The 17,368-nt window shown below is 72.0% G+C and carries 14 protein-coding genes and 1 tRNA gene; 5 read left to right on the top strand and 10 right to left on the bottom strand.

The window, feature by feature from the left end; genetic code table 11:
- Positions 1–38: 38 nt before the first annotated feature.
- The 3 genes from AB0H57_RS10350 to AB0H57_RS10340 all read right to left on the bottom strand — a co-directional run bounded on the left by AB0H57_RS10350 (position 39) and on the right by AB0H57_RS10340 (position 4,192).
- Positions 39–1,052, bottom strand: coding sequence for an NlpC/P60 family protein (locus AB0H57_RS10350; protein ID WP_357504760.1), 1,014 nt, complete (start codon positions 1,050–1,052; stop codon positions 39–41).
- A 332-nt stretch (positions 1,053–1,384) separates the two neighbouring features.
- A complete protein-coding gene (locus tag AB0H57_RS10345) occupies positions 1,385–3,643 on the bottom strand; it encodes a (Fe-S)-binding protein (protein ID WP_357504758.1) in 2,259 nt (752 codons plus the stop codon).
- A gap of 285 nt (positions 3,644–3,928) precedes the next feature.
- Positions 3,929–4,192, bottom strand: a complete 264-nt coding sequence (locus AB0H57_RS10340) for a cell division protein CrgA (RefSeq protein ID WP_357504756.1) — start codon at positions 4,190–4,192, stop codon at positions 3,929–3,931.
- Between the two features lie 230 nt (positions 4,193–4,422).
- On the opposite strand from AB0H57_RS10340, the gene AB0H57_RS10335 reads away from it, so the two are divergent.
- The 4 genes from AB0H57_RS10335 to AB0H57_RS10320 all read left to right on the top strand — a co-directional run bounded on the left by AB0H57_RS10335 (position 4,423) and on the right by AB0H57_RS10320 (position 7,964).
- Positions 4,423–5,229, top strand: coding sequence for a DUF881 domain-containing protein (locus tag AB0H57_RS10335; protein WP_357504754.1), 807 nt, complete (start codon positions 4,423–4,425; stop codon positions 5,227–5,229).
- A 614-nt stretch (positions 5,230–5,843) separates the two neighbouring features.
- Entirely contained in the window at positions 5,844–7,022 is a 1,179-nt protein-coding gene (locus AB0H57_RS10330; protein ID WP_357504752.1) for a class E sortase, read from the top strand.
- Between the two features lie 2 nt (positions 7,023–7,024).
- Positions 7,025–7,309, top strand: a complete 285-nt coding sequence (locus AB0H57_RS10325) for a hypothetical protein (protein ID WP_357504750.1) — start codon at positions 7,025–7,027, stop codon at positions 7,307–7,309.
- A 4-nt stretch (positions 7,310–7,313) separates the two neighbouring features.
- Positions 7,314–7,964 (top strand): aminodeoxychorismate/anthranilate synthase component II, encoded by a 651-nt coding sequence (locus tag AB0H57_RS10320; protein WP_357504748.1) that lies wholly within the window; start codon positions 7,314–7,316, stop codon positions 7,962–7,964.
- Positions 7,965–8,025: 61 nt separating this feature from the next.
- Here the strand turns inward: AB0H57_RS10320 and pknB are convergent, their stop codons facing one another.
- Genes pknB through AB0H57_RS10285 form a run of 7 tightly spaced genes read right to left on the bottom strand, consistent with a single transcriptional unit; the run spans position 8,026 to position 16,974 of the window.
- A complete protein-coding gene (pknB, locus tag AB0H57_RS10315) occupies positions 8,026–9,837 on the bottom strand; it encodes a Stk1 family PASTA domain-containing Ser/Thr kinase (protein WP_357504747.1) in 1,812 nt (603 codons plus the stop codon).
- A complete protein-coding gene (locus tag AB0H57_RS10310; RefSeq protein WP_357504745.1) occupies positions 9,834–11,237 on the bottom strand; it encodes a protein kinase in 1,404 nt (467 codons plus the stop codon). Before AB0H57_RS10310 ends, pknB begins: the two co-directional genes overlap by 4 nt.
- Positions 11,237–12,742, bottom strand: a complete 1,506-nt coding sequence (locus tag AB0H57_RS10305; RefSeq protein WP_357504743.1) for a penicillin-binding protein 2 — start codon at positions 12,740–12,742, stop codon at positions 11,237–11,239. The genes AB0H57_RS10310 and AB0H57_RS10305 overlap by 1 nt, the downstream gene beginning before the upstream one ends.
- Positions 12,739–14,226 carry an FtsW/RodA/SpoVE family cell cycle protein gene (locus AB0H57_RS10300; protein WP_357504741.1) on the bottom strand — a complete coding sequence of 496 codons (1,488 nt, stop codon included), beginning with the start codon at positions 14,224–14,226 and terminating at the stop codon, positions 12,739–12,741. Before AB0H57_RS10300 ends, AB0H57_RS10305 begins: the two co-directional genes overlap by 4 nt.
- Positions 14,227–14,254: 28 nt before the next feature.
- Positions 14,255–15,697, bottom strand: a complete 1,443-nt coding sequence (locus tag AB0H57_RS10295; protein WP_357504739.1) for a PP2C family serine/threonine-protein phosphatase — start codon at positions 15,695–15,697, stop codon at positions 14,255–14,257.
- Positions 15,694–16,179: an FHA domain-containing protein gene (locus AB0H57_RS10290; protein WP_357504737.1), complete on the bottom strand. Its 486-nt coding sequence runs from the start codon at positions 16,177–16,179 to the stop codon at positions 15,694–15,696. The genes AB0H57_RS10295 and AB0H57_RS10290 overlap by 4 nt, the downstream gene beginning before the upstream one ends.
- 6 nt (positions 16,180–16,185) lie before the next feature.
- Complete coding sequence (locus AB0H57_RS10285; RefSeq protein ID WP_222957806.1) at positions 16,186–16,974, bottom strand: DUF3662 and FHA domain-containing protein; 789 nt, start codon at positions 16,972–16,974, stop codon at positions 16,186–16,188.
- A 208-nt stretch (positions 16,975–17,182) separates the two neighbouring features.
- Here AB0H57_RS10285 and AB0H57_RS10280 point away from each other — a divergent pair.
- Positions 17,183–17,268, top strand: a tRNA-Leu gene (locus AB0H57_RS10280).
- The last annotated feature ends 100 nt before the right edge of the window (positions 17,269–17,368 follow it).

Raw genomic sequence — 17,368 nt, 5'->3', positions numbered from 1 at the left:
CGACAACGCGTCGGGGCCCTTCGGATGTCGCGGACTACTCAGGTGACCCGGCGGAAGCCGGCGATCGGCTGGTTGTTGATGCTGCTGACCTGGACCGGTTTCCCGGTGCGTGGCGCGTGCACCATGGTGCCGTTGCCCAGATAGAGCCCGACGTGGTGCAGGTCACTGTAGAAGAAGACCAGATCGCCCGGGCGGGCCTCGGAGCGGGACACCGAACGGCCCTCGTTCCACTGCGCCCCGGTGAAGTGGGTCAGGCGGATGCCCGCCGCCTTGTACGCGTACTGGGTCAGGCCCGAGCAGTCGAAGGAGTTCGGGCCGGTGGCCCCCCAGACGTACGGGTCGCCGACCTGTTGGCAGGCCACTCGGATCGCGGTGCGGGCCGCCGCGGAGACCACCCCGTTGATGGTGGGGCAGCCCGAGACGCTGACCGTGGTCTTCGGCATCGACGCCTTGAGCCGCTTGATCTCGGCGTCGATCTTCTTCTTGCGGGCGGCCAGCTCGGCCTCCTGCTCGACCTGCGACGCGATCAGCGTGTCCAGCTTCTGCTTCTGCGCGTTGTACTTGTCGCGGACGGCGAGCACGCCCTCGATCTGCTTGCGCTCGTGGGCGGCGAGCCGGTCGAGCATGGTGAGCTGCTCGGCGAGCTGACCAGGCCGGGTGTCCACCAGCAGGGCGCCGATGTCCGTCGCCGGGCCGGACATGTAGTGCCGGGAGGCCAGCTGGCCGACCCGACCCATCGCCAGCTCGGATTCCAGCGCCAGCGGCTGGATCTTCTTCGCCAGGTCCGCCGACTTCTTGCGGTTGACCCGCAGCTTGGACCGAACCTCGTTGTACTTCTCGATGGTCGGTTCGAGCTGCTCCCACTGCTTGTCGATCGCGGCCTCGATCTCGTCCACCGAGGGCTCGGCGTATGCGGGCGCGGTCAGCGCCCCGGCGCCGACCAGCACCGCCGCGAGCAGCACGAATAGACGGTGTGTGACACGTCGCGCGCGACCGGGACCGCCGGGGCGGACGGGCGCGTGACGATGAGGGGGCATGGTCGCCACCGGCACCGACTCCTTTTGACGAACTCCGCCGGGCGCCTCGCGCGGGTGGGGATCGAGGCCGACTACCGCAGCGGTCGGTGCCCAACATTAGGGAAGGGGACGGTCGGAATCAAGACGAGATATTACGGTGTCAGCGTTACGCAACGACTTGCACACAAACGGTATTCATTTATTGGCCAGCGATGGAAATGAATACTTGCTCGGACTGCCGTGGGCCGATGGGACGCCAAACCCCTCGCCGGGGAACTGTTCCTGCTGGATGACCCGACGCGAGGACGGCGGCGGCACCTGCCGGGTGCCGCCGCCGTCGTCGGTTGCGCTGTCTCGGGGGTACGGCCTCAGCCGGCGACCGGCTCGCTCTCCTTCTCGTCGCCCGGGGCCCCCGCGGGTCGGACCGAGCGGAGCAGCACGCTCGCCACGTCGACGACCTCGACCTGCTCACCGGCGCCCTTGCCGTTGACCCCGTCGTTCAGCATCGTCGAGCAGAACGGGCAGCCGACGGCGACCGTCTTCGCCCCGGTGGCCATGGCCTCCTCGACCCGGTCCACGTTGATCCGCTTGCCGATCTTCTCCTCCATCCACATCCGGGCACCGCCGGCGCCGCAGCAGAAGGAGCGCTCGCTGTTGCGCGGCATCTCGATGAGGCCGCTGTCGCGGCCTGCGCCGGAACCGATGGCTGCGCCACCCCGGCCATCTCCGGCTCCGCCTCCGATGGCGCTGCCCAGCACCTCGCGCGGCGGGGCAAAGACCCGGTTGTGCCGGCCCAGGTAGCAGGGGTCGTGGTAGGTGACGCCACCGTCGACCGGCTGCACCGGGGTGAGCTTGCCGGTGCTGACCAGGTGTGCCAGGAGCTGGGTGTGGTGCACCACCTCGAACTCGCCGCCGAGCTGGCCGTACTCGTTGCCCAGCGTGTTGAAGCAGTGCGGGCAGGTGGCCACGATCTTGCGCTTGGCCTTCTCCCGGCCCTCGAACGCCTCGTTGAGGGTCTCCACGTTCTGCTGGGCGAGCATCTGGAAGACGAACTCGTTGCCGATCCGCCGGGCCGGGTCACCGGAGCAGGTCTCGCCCTCGCCGAGGATGGCGAACTTCACGCCGGCCTCGTGCAGCAGGGTGGCTACCGCGCGGGTGGTCTTCTTGGCCCGGTCCTCGAAGGCGCCGGCGCAACCGACCCAGAACAGGTACTCGAAGTCGTCCACCTCGCCGACCCGCGGCACCTCGAATTCCAGGCCCTTGGTCCAGTCCTCGCGGGTGTTCGGCGGGGCGCCCCACGGGTTGCCCTTGTTTTCCAGGTTGCGCAGCATCACGCCGGCCTCGGACGGGAAGCTCGACTCGATCAGCACCTGGTAGCGGCGCATGTCGACGATGTGGTCCACGTGCTCGATGTCCACCGGGCACTGCTCGACGCAGGCGCCGCAGGTGGTGCAGGACCAGAGCACGTCCGGGTCGATCACGCCGCCTTCCTCGGCGGTGCCGATCAGCGGCTTCTCGGCCTCGGCCATGGCCAGCACGTCCACGCCGGCCAACTGCTCCTGGGTGGCCTTCTCCTCGCCGGTCAGGTCCTTGCCGCCGCCGGCCAGCAGGTAGGGCGCCTTGGCGTACGCGTGGTCGCGCAGGCTCAGCACCAGCAGCTTCGGCGACAGCGGCTTGCCGGTGTTCCAGGCCGGGCACTGCGACTGGCAGCGACCGCACTCGGTGCAGGTGCTGAAGTCCAGCAGGCCCTTCCAGGTGAACTGCTCCACCTGGGCGACCCCGAACTGGTCCTTTTCCGGGTCGGCCTCCTCGAAGTCGAGCGGCTTGCCCTGGCTCGTCATCGGGCGCAGCGGGCCGAGGCCGGAGCCGGCCGGCTTCGCCGGCTCCCGCTTGAAGAAGATGTTGGGGAACGCCAGGAAGCGGTGCCAGGCGACGCCCATGGTGACGTTCAGCGAGATCACGATGAGCCAGGTCATCGAGATTACGATCTTGATGAGCGCGGCCACGCTGACGCCGGCCTCCCAGGCGGGCAGCGCGTTGCCGACGGCGTGGCTGACCGGGGCGGCCCAGGCCGGGTACTCGAAGTGCCCGGTGGCGACCTTGAAGCCACGGATCAGGAAGCCGAAGATCAGGACCAGCAGCACGACCCACTCGACGAAGTAGCCCTGCCACATGGTCGAGCCGGTGAACCGGGAGCGGCCACCGGGCCGGGTCGGCCGGTTGCGCAGCCGGATCGCCATCAGCACCAGGATGCCGACGAAGCCGAGAATGCCGATCCACTCGGTGACCAGGCCGAAGATCGTCCAGTGCCCGATCACCGGCAGCCCGCCGCCGGTGCTGACCACCTCGAAGTACGCCTCGAGCACCAGCAGGGACAGCACGATGAACGCGACCATCACGAACCAGTGCGCGGCGCCGACCAGGCTCCACTTGAGCATGCGGGTGTGACCGGCGGTCTCCACCAGCATGGTCCTCGTCCGGGCGCTTTTCTCGCCGAACCGCTCCGGCGCCGGCTGCCCGAGCCTGATCACGGCCGTCATCTTCATGACCGCGCGTACCGCAAGCCCCACCGCCACCGCGGTGATGGCGGCCGCGAGGATCGTGGTGACGATCTGGACGCTGCCCATCGAGTTGGCCTCCCGGTCTGCTGCCTGTCAGTGCAGCCTACGCGGAAGGTTACCCAGCAGTAACGTGAGTCTTCTCGCACCGGCCACGCCGCCCTGCGCACACCTTAGGGGCACCGGGCCCGGCGCGCCGGGCTGGGGCGGCGTGGCGTGACCTCGTCCACCGTCGCACCGGGGTGGGTGGTCCGAGCGGAGGCACGGCCCGCGGCCCGGCCCCGGGTCGGGACCGGGCCGCGACGGCACGGGTACGGCGCGACGCGAGGGCCGCCGGAGCGGCCGGTCAGCGGATCAGCGCCAGCGGGAAAGCAGGATCAGCGAGGCGACCATCGCTCCGAACCCGACCGCGAGGTTCCAGTAACCCCACGACATCACCGGGTACTCCTGCTCGGAGAGGTAGTACACCACCAGCCAGCCGATGCCGGCGACGATCAGCGCGACCGCGGTGGCGGGCAGCCAGACCGGGCTAGGCTTGCGCGTCGCCGCCGTCGCCGTGGGACGAACGTCCGTCGGCGGGGTGTACACCTTCTTCTTGCGGACCTGAGACTTGGGCACGACGCTCTCCAGAGGGGTGACGACCTCGTCCGGCCTGACAACCGGGCGCGGGGGCGACGGTCCATGGCCAATAATGTTCGACAGCTAGCGTAGTCCCGAAGGCCCGCTCAGGCCACGAATGGGGTCAGGCCAGTGCACGGAGTGACCGAAAAGGGCGGAACTGTCGCGGGCCGACGCACCGGTCCGCGACGTGGCAGACCGACATCAGACGACGCGGAAGGAACGCCCCGGTGGAGTACACGTCCGGCGCCGCCTCCTGGCAGAAGGTCCTCCGACGGGCGGTCGCCGGCCTGCTGCCCCGGCGAAGGCGCCAGCGCCGCCCCGGTTGGTCCGTCGGCGTCCCGTTGATCGCCGCCGCCGCCGGGTTGCTCTTCACCACGACCGCCACCACCGCCGGGGGGACCGCCCTGCGCGAGGACCGCCGGCCGGAGCTCAACCAGCTCATCGAGGAGCGACGCACCCAGGTCGAGGGGAACGAGCGCCGGGCCGCGCGGCTGCGCGCGGAGGTGGAGAGCGAGACCGCCGTCCTGGCGGACACCGACGTGCCGATCCGGACGCAGCAGGACCGGGCGAAGGCGAGCGAGCAGGCCGCCGGCTTCACCGCGCTCACCGGCCCGGGGATCACGATCGAGCTGAACGACGCGCCGCCGCTGGGCGGGCAGCCCCTACCCAAAGGGGTGAGCTACGACGACCTGGTCATCCACCAGGGTGACGTCCAGGCGGTGGTCAACGCGCTCTGGGCGGGTGGCGCGGAGGCCATGTCAATCATGAACGTCCGCGTGCTCAGCACCAGCGCGGTACGCTGCGTCGGTAACACCCTGCTGCTGCACGGCCGGGTGTACTCGCCACCGTTCAAGATCGTAGCAATCGGCGATCCCGCTGCCCTGCAGCAGTCCCTCGCCAGCTCCAAGGGAGTCCGTTGGTTCATGGACGCGGTTGACGCCTACCACCTGGGCTACAAGGAAGACGTGTCCACGGTCACCGTGCCGGCGTTCGAGGACTCCACCGCGCTCCGCTCGGCCAAGGTGCCCCGGTGAACCAGGGCCCGGACGAGCGGCGCGACGGTCGACACCGCGACCCGAGCGACGATCCGACGGCCTTCATCCCCAAGATCGACCGACCCGCCCCGCCGGCCGACCCGCCCCGGGTCGAACTGCCCTGGCCGGACCGGAAGCTCACGCCCCGCCCGGCCGCCCCCGTGCCCGGACCGGACCGCTCCCCGGGTGGCGACCGCCGCCCGGGGCGACCCGGCCCCACCCCCGCCGCCGGCCCGTCACCCGGCCGCCCGCCGGCGCCCCCGGCCTGGCCGGGCGAGCCGGAGCACCGGCCCGCCCCGGCACCGGACGCGTCACGGCACGCGCCTTCCGCCGGGCCCGCCCCCGCCAGGCCGACCGCCAGTGGGCCACCGCACGCCGGGCCGGCCACCGGTGGGCCACCCCATGCCGGACCGGCCGTCGGGGGGCCGCCCCGCGCCGGCTCGCCGGCCGACGACTCGCGCCACGCCGCCTGGCAGCGCCCTGGGACCGGGCGCGAGCACACCGACCCGCGACCGGACCGGTCCGGGGGCCAGCCCTGGACGGCCCACCGCCCGCCGGAACCGACCGCCGCGCCCGCGAACGGAGGGCCCGCGAACGGGACAGCAGCCGCGGCGGTGCCCGGGACGGCCGCACCCGCCGTTGACGGCTGGTCCGACCGCACCGCGTCCGCCGCCCCGAGCGGCGTACCCGGCCGCGCTGCCGGCTCCCCGGGCGGCCCAGCCGAGCCGGCCGACGCGCCGACCGCCTTCCTCCCCAAGATCGACTCGCGCCGCGCCCCGGCCGGCGCGCCGTCCGCCGGCCACCCCGACCCCGCCCTCCGCCCACCCGCGCCGGGCGGGCTTCCGTGGAGCGACGGCCGCCCCGAGCCGGCCGACCCGGGCGCCACCGCGGTGATCCCGGCGGTGACCGCGCGCCCTCCGGCGGGCACGCCGGGGCTGGACTCCACCGCGCTGATGGGCGCGGTGCCCCGCCCGCCGGCCCGGGACGACCCGACCGGCGGCGACCCGCACGCCGAGCCGCCCCGCCCCCGGCGCGGCGAGCAGGTGGTCCAACTCCGCGCGCAGCAGACCGGCGAGGGCTACAAGAGCGTCTACTCGGAGCTGACCCGCCCGTCGTTCGCGTCCCGGCTGCGGACCGGGGTCCGGGTCACCGGAGAGCTGCTGATCACCTTCGGCCTGGTGGTGCTGCTCTTCGCGGGGTACGAGATCTGGGGCAAGTCGGTCATCGTCGACGCCCACCAGCAGGATCTGAGCAGCGAACTCGCCGAGGCCTGGGGGCCGAGCGGCGACCCGACCGTCGCCCCCAGCCGCGGGCCCACGCCGAAGCCCGCCCCGGCGGTGCAGGGCAAGCCGATCGCCGGGCTCTACATCCCCAGTCTCGACAAGCACTGGGTGGTGGTGGAGGGCGTCGAGCAGAAGGACATCCGGTACGCCCCGGGCCACTACCCGAAGAGCGCGATGCCGGGCGAACTGGGCAACTTCTCGGTCGCCGGGCACCGCAACCGGGCCACCTTCTGGCGGCTGGACGAGCTGAACCCGGGCGACGACATCGTCGTCGAGAGCAAGGACAGCTGGTACGTCTACAAGGTCTACAAGACCAGGATCGTCCGGCCGGATCAGGTCGCGGTGGTGGCGCCGGTGCCGATGGAACCCGGCACCAAGCCCAAGGAGAAGCTGCTCACCCTGACCACCTGCAACCCGAAGTTCGACAACTACCAGCGGCTGATCGTCCACGCGAAGCTGGACCACGACGTGCCCAAGTCGGCCGGGCGACCGCCTGAGCTGGGGAGCTGACCATGTACGGCTGGATCTGGCGCAAACTGCCCTTCGGGCTCGCCGGCAAGCTGGCCGGCTCGGTGCTGCTCGCCGCGGCCGCGTTGGCCCTGCTCTGGTTCGTGGTCTTCCCGTGGGCGGAGCCCCTGCTGCCGTTCGACGACGTGCAGGTCACCCAGGACTCGGGCGTACCGGATGGCGGTGGTGACTCCGGGGTGACCACCGAGACCGGCGACCCGGACGACGGGCACGACCTGCCGTACGACACCGACCAGAACAACACCCCGCCCCCCTCTCCCCGCAGGTGAGTCGATGCGCGTCCTGGTGATCGACAACTACGACTCGTTCGTCTTCAACATCGTGCAGTACCTCGGGCAGCTCGGCGCCGAGTGCGAGGTCCGCCGCAACGACGAGATCGACCTGGCCGAGGTTGGCCGGGTCGGTGCGGCCGGCGTGCTGCTCTCGCCCGGGCCGGGCAGCCCGGACCGCGCCGGGATCTGCCTCGACGTGATCCGGGAGTACGGCGGCAGCGTGCCCATCTTCGGCGTCTGCCTCGGTCACCAGGCGATCGGAGAGGCGTTCGGGGGGACCGTCACCCGGGCACCGGAGCTGCTGCACGGCAAGACCTCCGAGGTGCGGCACGAGTCGGTGGGCGTGCTCGCCGGACTGCCCGACCCGTTCACCGCCACCCGGTACCACTCCCTGGCCGTACTGCCCGAGACGCTGCCCGACGAGATCGAGGTGACCGGCTGGACCGGCTCCGGCGTGGTGATGGCGATGCGGCACCGGACGCTGCCCATCGAGGGCGTGCAGTTCCACCCGGAGTCGGTGCTCACCGAGGGCGGCCACCTGATGCTGGCGAACTGGCTCGCCGCGTGCGGTCACCCGGAGGCGCTGGAGCGCGCCCCGGCGCTGGCCGCCGAGGTTGATGCCCGCCGGCGGTCCGCCTTCGCCCCCACCTGAGTCCGCCGCCACGCCGCCTGCGCCTGGTGGGGCACCGCCCGGCGGCGGGCCGCACCCGCCGCTATTCGGGCATCCGGGCCGGTGCGGTGGTCGGCAGCGGGAAGCCGCCGCCACCGCCCGTCTCGGTCGGGGTCGGATCCGGGGTGCCGGTGGGCTCGTCGGTCGCGGTGGGTTCGGTGGTCGGCTCCGGCTGGGACACCGTGATGGTGATCCGGGTGTTCACCGTCTTGCGGTCGTTCGCGTCCGGGCTCTGTTCGGTCACCTTGCCGGCCTGGTCCGCCGGGACGTTCTTGCCGAGCTCCACGTCGATGTTGGTGAAGCCGGCCTCGCGCAGCCGGCGCTTCGCCTGCTCCTCGGTCAGGCCCACGACGTCGGGCACCTTCACGATGTTGCCCTTGGACACCTCGACGGTCACCTCGCGGCCCTCGGTCACCGTGCTGCCGGCCTCCGGCGACACGTCGACGACCTGCCCCTCCCGCTCGGCGCTGCTCACGTCCCTCCGCTTCGGCGTCAGACCCAGGGCCTTGAGCTGCTGCTCGGCGTTCTCCCAGGTGGAGCCCTTGAGCGGCGGGACGCGGACCTCGGCCGGGCCGCCGCAGATCTTGAGGGTCACGTCCCGGCCGGGTTCGAGCTGCCCGCCGGTCGGCTCCTGGCTGACCACCGCGCCCTTCTGGCACTGGGTGTTGCGGACCGGGTCCTCGCTGATCTTCGGGGTCAGCTTGACGGCCTCGATCTCCGCTACGGCCGCTGCCTGCGGCTTGCCGACCACCTTGGGCACGGTGGCCAGCTCGGGCTTGTCGTCGCCCTTCGGCCAGAGCAGCGCGGCGACAAGCGCGATCACCGCGAGCACGCCCAGCGCGGCGAAGACCGCGATCACCCAGGAGGACGACTGCCGCTTGCGCGGGTCGCCCACCCGGGCCGGGATCTGCCGGGTCGCCGCACCGGCCGGGTAACCGGCCGCCGCGCCGGCCGGCGCGAGTTGGGTGGTCTCGTCCTGGTGCGGCATGACCGGGGTGGCCATCACCGGCCGGCCGGCGGCGGCGCGGAGCAGGTCCGCCCGCATCTCGCCGGCGCTCTGGTAGCGGTTCAGCGCGTTCTTCGACAGCGCCTTCAGCACGATCGCGTCGACCGCCGGGTTGACGTCCGGGTTGATGTCGCTCGGCGTCGGCGGGGCCTCCCGCACGTGCTGGTACGCGACGCTGACCGGGCTGTCGCCGACGAACGGCGGGTGCCCGCAGAGCAGCTCGAACAGCACGCAGCCGGCCGCGTACACGTCGGAGCGGGCGTCGACCGCCTCGCCGCGGGCCTGCTCGGGCGAAAGATACTGTGCGGTGCCGATGACCGCGCTGGTCTGGGTCATCGTGGTGGCACCGCTGGCCAGCGCCCGGGCGATGCCGAAGTCCATCACCTTGACCTGGCCGGTCTGGGTGAGCATCACGTTGCCCGGCTTGATGTCCCGGTGGATGATGCCGTGCCGGTGGCTGAACTCCAGCGCCGCGCACATGTCGGCGCAGATCTCCAGCGCCCGGCGCGGCTGCAGCCGGCCCTCGGCACCGAGGACCTCCTTGAGGGTCCGCCCGTTGACGAACTCCATCACGATGAACGGCAGCGTCTCACCGGTGGGGCCGGTCTCCTCGCCGGTGTCGTACACGGCGACGATCGCGGGGTGGTTCAGCGACGCGGCGTTCTGCGCCTCGCGGCGGAACCGCATCTGGAAGGTGGCGTCCCGGGCGAGGTCGGCGCGGAGCATCTTGATCGCGACGTCCCGGCCCAGCCGGAGGTCACGACCCCGGTGCACCTCCGCCATGCCGCCGTAGCCGAGCAACTCGCCGACCTGGTACCGGCCACCGAGCAGGCGGGCCTGCGCTGTCATCGCGTGTGTCGTCCTTCGCTCGTCGTCTCGCCGCCACCCGGCCGGGTCCGTTCCACCCGACGGTACGACGTCCGAAACGGATCGTCGGCTCCGTCGTCGTTCCGCGCGCCGGACAGCACGGTCGACCCAGCGGGTGGACCGGACAGGCCGGGCAGCGCACTGTTGCGCAGCTTGTAGGAAACCACGCCGGAGCAAAGTAGGACCAGCGTGGCCACGAGGATGACGAGCACCACCCGTCCCGAGCCGGACCGGCGCGCGGCCGGGGCCGGGACGGGCTGCCGGGCGTACCCGAGGGCCCGGTCGGGACGGGCCGGCGCCGGCGGCGGCACGGTCGCCGCACCCCGCGGGTACGCCGGCTGCGATGCCGGCGGACGCGGTGGGGCGGGCCGCGTCACGACCGGTGGGCGGGGCTGCGCCGGCGGTACGGCGGTGGCCGGCGGGCGGGGCTGGGCCGGCGACACCGGCGCGGCCGGCCGGTGCTGCTGCCGGGGCGGCGGCACCTGCGCCCGGGCCTGCGGCGCGGCCGGCGAGGACGGCGCGGCCGAGACCGGCCGGGCGTGCCCGGCGGCGCGGGTCTGCTGGGACAGCGCGGCCTTGGCCTGGCGGGCAACCCCACCCAGCGCGGCGGCGCTCGGCCAGCGGCCGGTCGGGTCCTTGGCCAGCGCCCGCTCCACGATCGACCGCACCTGCGGCGGGATGTCGCCGGGCAGCGGCCGGGGAGCTTCCCGCACGTGCTTCATGGCGATTTCGAGCGGGTTGTCCCCCTCGAAGGGGCGGCGGCCGGCCAGGCACTGGTAGGCGACCACGCCCAGGGCGTACACGTCCGACGCCGGGGTCGCCACCGCCCCCGTCGCCTGCTCGGGGGAGATGTACGAGGCGGTGCCGAGCACCGACCCCGCGGCGGTCAACTGCCCCACCAGGTCGGAGCGGGCGATGCCGAAGTCGGTCAGCACCAGCGTGCCGTTCGGCCGGACCAACAGGTTTCCCGGCTTCACGTCCCGGTGCACGATGCCCTTGGTGTGCGCGGCGTGCAACGCGTCGGCGGCCTGGGCGACCAGCGCCATGGTCCGGGCCGGGGTCAGCCGGCCCACCCGGCTCAGGGTCGAGGAGAGCGCGTCACCCTCCACGTACTCCATGACCAGGAAGGCCATCTGCTGGTCGCTGCCGTAGTCGTAGATGTCCACCACACCGGGGTGGTTGACGGTGGCCATGGTCCGGGCCTCGCCGCGGAACCGCTCGGCGAAGCCGGGCTCGTCCAGCAGGGCCGGCAGCAGCGTCTTCACCGCGACCGTACGCCCGAGCACCTGGTCGGTGGCGCGCCAGACGTCGCCCATGCCGCCGCTGGCGATCCGCTCGTCGAGACGGTAGCGGTTGCCGAGCAGGACGCCGGGGCTGAGCATCAGCGGCCCCCACCGTCGGCGATGGCCGCCTTCATGATCTGCCCGCCGATCCGGGCGGCCTCGGTGCTGCCGCCCTTGCCGGCGTTCTCCAGCATCACGCAGACCGCCGAGACCGGGGTGCCGTTGCGATCCAGGGCGAAGCCGATGAACCAGCCGTGGTCCGGGTCGTTCGGGCCGGACTGGGCGGTGCCGGTCTTGCCGCCGACGGTGTAGCCGTCGATGGCGGCCTTGCGGCCGGTGCCACCGGTGACCACGCTCTGCATCATCTCCCGCAGGTCGGCGGCGACCGGGGAGCTGACCGGCTGGCGCAGCTCGCGCGGCTGGGCGCTGTAGTAGCTGGTGGTGCGGTCTGGCGCCAGCAACTGCTTGACCAGGTACGGCCGCATCTGCTTGCCGTCGTTGGCGACCGCCGCCGCGATCAGCGCCCCCTCCAGCGGAGTCATCCGCACGTCGCGCTGGCCGATCGAGGACTGCGCCAGCGCGGCCGGGTCCGGGTTGCCGTTGCTGTCGGAGATCGTGCCGGTCCGGCTCGCCGCCACCTGGTGGCCGCCCTTGCCGAGCTGGCCGACGGTGAGGTCCTCCTGCTCGAAGCCGAACTGCCGGGCCTTCTCCTTGATCTTGTCGGCGCCCAGCCTCACCCCGAGCTTGGCGAAGCCGGTGTTGCACGACTCCTGGACCGCCTCCTTCAGGGTGACCTGGCTTTCCGGGCAGATCGACGGGGCGGCGTTCTTGATCGGGCTGCCCGACGTCGGCGGGGTGTAGAGCGAGCCGGCCGGGATCATCGTCTCCTTGGTGATCCCGTTCTCCAGCGCCGCCGCGGCCACCACCACCTTGAAGGTCGAGCCGGGCGGCAGGGTCTCCGCCAGGGCCCGGTTGGCCAGCGGCCGCTGGGGGTCGTCCTTCAGCTCGTTGTACGCCGCCGAGGCTGCCGAGCGGTCGTGGCTGGCCAGCGGGTTCGGGTCGAAGCTGGGCATGGAGACCAGCGACTGGACGGCACCGGTACGCGGGTCGACCGCGATGGCCGCGCCCCGCTTGGCGCCCACCTCGTTGCCGCGCAGCTGGTTGTACGCCACGTCCTGCGCGCGCTTGGAGAGGGTGAGCAGCACGTTCCCGCCGCCGGTCTCCTCGCCGGTGAACATGTCCTTCACCCGGTTGGCGATCAACTGGTCGCTGGTCCCGGCGAGGAAGTCGTTCTCGCTGCGCTCGATGCCGGTGTCACCGATGTTGACCGGCTTGTAGCCCAGCACGTGCGCGTACTTGTCCTTGCCCGGGTAGGTGCGCAGGAACCGCAGCCGGCCGCCGGTCTCCTTGCTGACCGCGAACGCGGTGCCGCCGGCCTCGATGTTGCCGCGCTTGCGCTTGTACTCGGCGACCTGCACCCGGCCGTTGTAGTCGCTGTTGCGGTATTCGTCCGCCTTGTAGGCCTGGATCCAGTTCAGGTTGGCGAAGAGCAGCCCGAACAGGATCATGACGACGACGCCGACGCGGCGCAGTGGCGCGTTCACGGGCGGATCACCTCCGTGGGCGCACCGTGCAACTGCTCCGGCGGGGTGCCGGACGGCCGGGCCGCCACACCACCCGCGCTCACCGGCCGGCGCGCACCGTCGGAGACCCGCAGCAGCACCGCGATGAGCAGCCAGTTGGCCATCAGCGACGAGCCACCGGCGGAGAGGAACGGGGTGGTCTGGCCGGTCAGCGGAATGAGCTTGCTGATCCCACCGATGATCACGAAGACCTGGAGGCCGAGGGTGAAGGCCAGGCCGCCGGCGAGCAGCTTGCCGAAGGAGTCACGCACCTCCAGCCCCGCCCGCAGGCCCCGCTCCACGATCAGCAGGTAGGTGACCAGCAGCGCGGAGAGGCCGAACAGGCCGATCTCCTCACCGATGCCGGCGAAGATGAAGTCGGTCTGCACCTCGGGCAGCAGGGTCGGCTGGCCACCGCCGGGTCCGGCCCCGAACAGGCCGCCGGTGCCCAACGTGAGCAGGCCCTGGACCAGCTGGTAGCCCCGGTCGTACGGCTCGGCGAACGGGTCCAGCCAGATCTGCGCCCGGTCGTAGAAGTTGGCGAACGGGCCGCCGACGGTGGCGCCGAGCAGGTATGCCAGGTAGGCCCCGCCGAAGAACAGCAGCAAACCGATGAGCAGCCAGCTGACCCGCTCGGTGGCGATGTAGAGCGTCACCACGAACATGCCGAAGTAGAGCAGCGAGGTGCCCAGGTCCTTCTCGAAGATCAGGACCAGGAGGCTGATCATCCAGACCCCGAGCACCGGCCCGAGGTCCCGGCCGCGCGGGAAGTCGATGCCCAGCACCCGCCGGCTGGCCAGCGAGAGGACCTCCCGCTTGCGCACCAGGTAGTAGGCGAAGAAGGCCAGCAGGGCCAGCTTGGCGAACTCACCGGGCTGAATGGAGAAGTCGCCGACCCGGATCCACAGCTTCGCACCGTTGATCTCCGAGAACCGGCCGGGCAGCACCGCCGGGATCATCACCAGCACGATGCCGGCGAGCCCCAGGGTGTACGCGTACCGGGACACCGAGCGGTGGTCCCGCATCAGCGCCAGCAGCCCGGCGGCCAGGATCACCGAGGCGAGCGTCCAGGCGAGCTGGCGCCCGCCGGTGCCGGCGAAGATCGCCAGGTCCTCGCGCTCGGCGGGGGTGGCCCGGGCCAGGTCGTACCGGCGGAGGAAACCGACGCCGATGCCGTTGAGCAGGGCCACCGCGGGCAGCAGGGCCGGGTCGGCGAACGGCGCCAGCCATCGGATCACCAGGTGCAGGCCGACGAAGACCAGCGCCAGCGCGGCGGCCGGGATCCAGAAGTCGGGGGTGACGGTGTCGAGCACGTTCGCCTCGACGGTCGCCCCGTACGCCGCCACCAGCACCATCGCCAGCAGCAGCAGGGACAGCTCGGAGTTGCGCCGGGACCGGGCCAGGCGTACGCCGAGCTGCTCGCCCGCTGTGGCGGGCGAGGTCGCCGGGGTGGCCGCTGCGGTCACGGAACGGTCCTCGAGTTCGTGCCGACGCTCACTCGGGCGACCGGCAGCCGGCCGGGTCGTTGACCGGCGGCACGGCGTCGGACGGCGGAGCGTCGGGCGTGGTGGGTGCCGGCGTGGGCGTGACCGCCGGCGCGCTGACGGTGCGGGTCGGCGCCACCGGGCTCGCCGGTGGGGCCGGCGCCACCGGCGACACCGTCGGCGCCGGGGGAGCGGTGACCGCCGTGGCCGTCGGGCTGGGCGGGCAGATCGGCTTCAGGTTCGGGTTCGCCGGGTCGTCGACGGTCAGGTCCGCCAGCCGGCGCAGCGCATCCGCCTCACTCCTGGCCTGGATACCCTGCTTGACCTGCTCCTGCGCGGCCAGGGTGAGGTCGTCCAGCCGGGCCGGGCTGACCGAGTCGACGTTGGACAGGTCGAGCCCGGCGATCTGGCCGGGCACCCCGCGGAAGACCGCGAGGTAGCCGTCCTCCGTCGCGCCGACGTAGTACTGCCGCTGGGTGTAGCTCCAGCCGGCGAAGAGCCCGCCGCCGAGGATCACCAGCAGGGCGGCCAGCATCGCGGCGGTACGCACCGGACGGCGGCGGGGCCGCTCCGGTTCCTCGTCCCGCCCGCCGGCGGGCTCCTCCTCCGGCGCCGCTGGCCGAGGTGCCTGCAACGCCGAGGCGCGGGCCGCCGGGGTCGAGACGTCGGCCGAGGTGGCCATGCCGCGGTCGCGTGCGGCGGCGCCGCCGACGATGGGACTCGCCTCGACGATGTCGTGGTCGGTGGCGTCCGCGATGATCACGGTGATGTTGTCCGGTCCACCGCCGCGCAGGGCCAGCTGGACCAGCCGTTCCACACACTGCTGCGGGTCCGGGTATTCGCGCATCGTCTCGCCGATGGTGTCCGCGCTGACCACGCCGGAGAGGCCGTCGCTGCAGATCAGGTAACGGTCGCCGGGCAGCACCTGGCGGACGCTGTACTCCGGGTCGATGTCGCGGCCGTCCAGCGCTCGGGTGAGCAGCGACCGCTGCGGGTGGCTGCTCGCCTCCTCGGCGCTGATCCGGCCCTCGTCGACCAGCATCTGGACGTAGGTGTCGTCCTTGGTGATCTGCGCGAACTCGCCGTTGCGGAGCAGGTAGGCGCGCGAGTCGCCGATGTGGACCATGCCCAGCTTGGTGCCGGAGAAGAGCGTCGCGGTCAGCGTGGTGCCCATCCCCTCCAGCTGCGGGTTGGCGTCCACGGTGTCGCGGAGTTGTTGGTTGGCGGTGCCCACGGCCGAACGCAGCGCGTCGACGAGGGCGTCACCGGGGACGTCCTCGTCGAGCGGTGCCATGGCACCGATGACGATGTTGCTGGCGACGTCACCGGCGGCCATGCCGCCCATGCCGTCGGCGACGGCGAGAAGCCGCGGTCCGGCGTAGACGGAATCCTGGTTACCGTCTCGGATCAGACCGCGGTCGCTGTGGGCCGCATAGCGCAGGGTCAGAGTCATGGCCGTAATTCGAGGGAAGTGCGGCCGATCCGGATCGGCACGCCGAGGGGGACGGGGGTCGGTCCGGTGACCTTAGCGCGATCCAGATACGTGCCGTTAGTCGAGCCGAGGTCCTCGACGAACCACTGCCCGTCCCGGGGCACCAGCCGGGCATGCCGCGCGGAGGCGTAGTCGTCGGTGATGACCAGGGTGGAGTCCTCCGCGCGACCGATGGTGATCTGCGCCTCGCCCAACGTGATCCGGGTGCCGGCCAGCTGACCGGCGGTGACCACCAGCTGATGGGCGGCCCTGCCCCGCTTCACCTTGGCCGGCTTGGCCGCCGGGCCGGTCGGGGCGCCCACGGCGCGTGGCGCGGCCACGAGCCGGCTCGACCGGGCACCCGCGAAGAGGTCCCGGCGGATGACGCCGACCACCGTGAACACGAAGATCCACAGCAGGATGAGGAACCCGAACCGGGCGACGGTGATGACGAGTTCCGGCAAGACGGCTCAGCCGTCCACGCGGAAGGTCAGCGTCGTCGTACCGAGCTGGATCATGTCGCCGGGGTTGAGCGCGACGGCCGAGACCCGCTGGCCGTTGACCATCGTGCCGTTGGTGGACCCCAGGTCGGTCAGCACGACCTGGCCGCCGTCGAAATCCAGCCGGGCGTGTCGGCGCGAGATGCCCACGTCGGGCAGGCGCAGGTTGGCCTGGTCACCGCGACCGATGACGGTCGAGCCCATCTGCAGTGGGTAGGTCCGGCCGTCGCCGGAGACCAGCCGGACGTTGCGCGCGCCACCGTGGCCGGGCGGCGGGCCGTAGCCGCCCCCCTGGTCGTAGGTGGGGTACGCCGGCGGGCCGGCGTCGTAGCCCGGCGCGGAGACCGGGGCGACTTCCCCGCCGGTGTAGACCTCGGCGGTGACCCGGAACATGCCGGTGTCCAGCCCTTCGCCGCGCTCGATCTCGACGATCACGTCGCCGTAGACCGTCCAGGCCTGCTCACCGATGAACTCCGCCTGCGACTGGGCCAGCTCCTGGGCCAGCGCGGCGGCGTACGGCGCCAGCCGACTGTGGTCGTACGGCGAGAGATCGATCACGTAGCGGTTCGGCACCAACGTGCGCCCACCAGCCAGGATGGCCTTGTGCGCCTCGGCCTCCCGCTGCATGGCGTTGAGGATCTCCACGGGGTGCACCACCCCTTTGAAGACCTTGGCGAAGGCCCCCTCAACCAGGCCTTCCAGACGCTTCTCGAAGCGTTGCAGCACGCTCACCGGCTCCTCCTCGGGTCCCGAGGACATGATGCTATCCGGCCGGCGCGCGCGCAGCTCACACGCCGCTCGGCCGCCCGGCGCCGGCCTGTTCGGTGGCGCCCTCATCCTCGTGCTACTCTTTCGACCGCCACGAACGGTGACCGGTCGTGGCGCGACCTGGGACAGCGTAATATGTCCGGGCCCCCGCCAGAGACGGCGGGACCGAAGCCGGTACAGTTGATCCAGGTCAGGCCACGGGGAAGTGGCGGAATGGCAGACGCGCACGGTTCAGGTCCGTGTGCCCGAAAGGGCGTGGGGGTTCAACTCCCCCCTTCCCCACCAGAGACAAGGGCTCCGCAGCGGTTGCGGGGCCCTTGCGGCATATCGGGGCGTATCGGATCTCACGCTATGCTCCGATGGTTCCCTGCCTCCGACATCCGCA

This window comes from Micromonospora sp. NPDC050686 (genome assembly GCF_040654475.1).
Taxonomy (GTDB): domain Bacteria; phylum Actinomycetota; class Actinomycetes; order Mycobacteriales; family Micromonosporaceae; genus Micromonospora.
The sequence above is the reverse complement of the archived record's forward strand: the minus strand, read 5'-3'. Positions and strand labels throughout refer to the sequence as shown.

Bases quoted from the DNA above. Each gene is read 5' to 3' on its own strand.
- AB0H57_RS10345 (WP_357504758.1), bottom strand. From the start codon at position 3,643: ATGGGCAGCGTCCAGATCGTCACCACGATCCTCGCGGCCGCCATCACC.
- AB0H57_RS10325 (WP_357504750.1), top strand. From the start codon at position 7,025: ATGTACGGCTGGATCTGGCGCAAACTGCCCTTCGGGCTCGCCGGCAAG.
- AB0H57_RS10320 (WP_357504748.1), top strand. From the start codon at position 7,314: ATGCGCGTCCTGGTGATCGACAACTACGACTCGTTCGTCTTCAACATC.
- pknB (WP_357504747.1), bottom strand. From the start codon at position 9,837: ATGACAGCGCAGGCCCGCCTGCTCGGTGGCCGGTACCAGGTCGGCGAG.
- AB0H57_RS10310 (WP_357504745.1), bottom strand. From the start codon at position 11,237: ATGCTCAGCCCCGGCGTCCTGCTCGGCAACCGCTACCGTCTCGACGAG.
- AB0H57_RS10295 (WP_357504739.1), bottom strand. From the start codon at position 15,697: ATGACTCTGACCCTGCGCTATGCGGCCCACAGCGACCGCGGTCTGATC.
- AB0H57_RS10285 (WP_222957806.1), bottom strand. From the start codon at position 16,974: ATGTCCTCGGGACCCGAGGAGGAGCCGGTGAGCGTGCTGCAACGCTTC.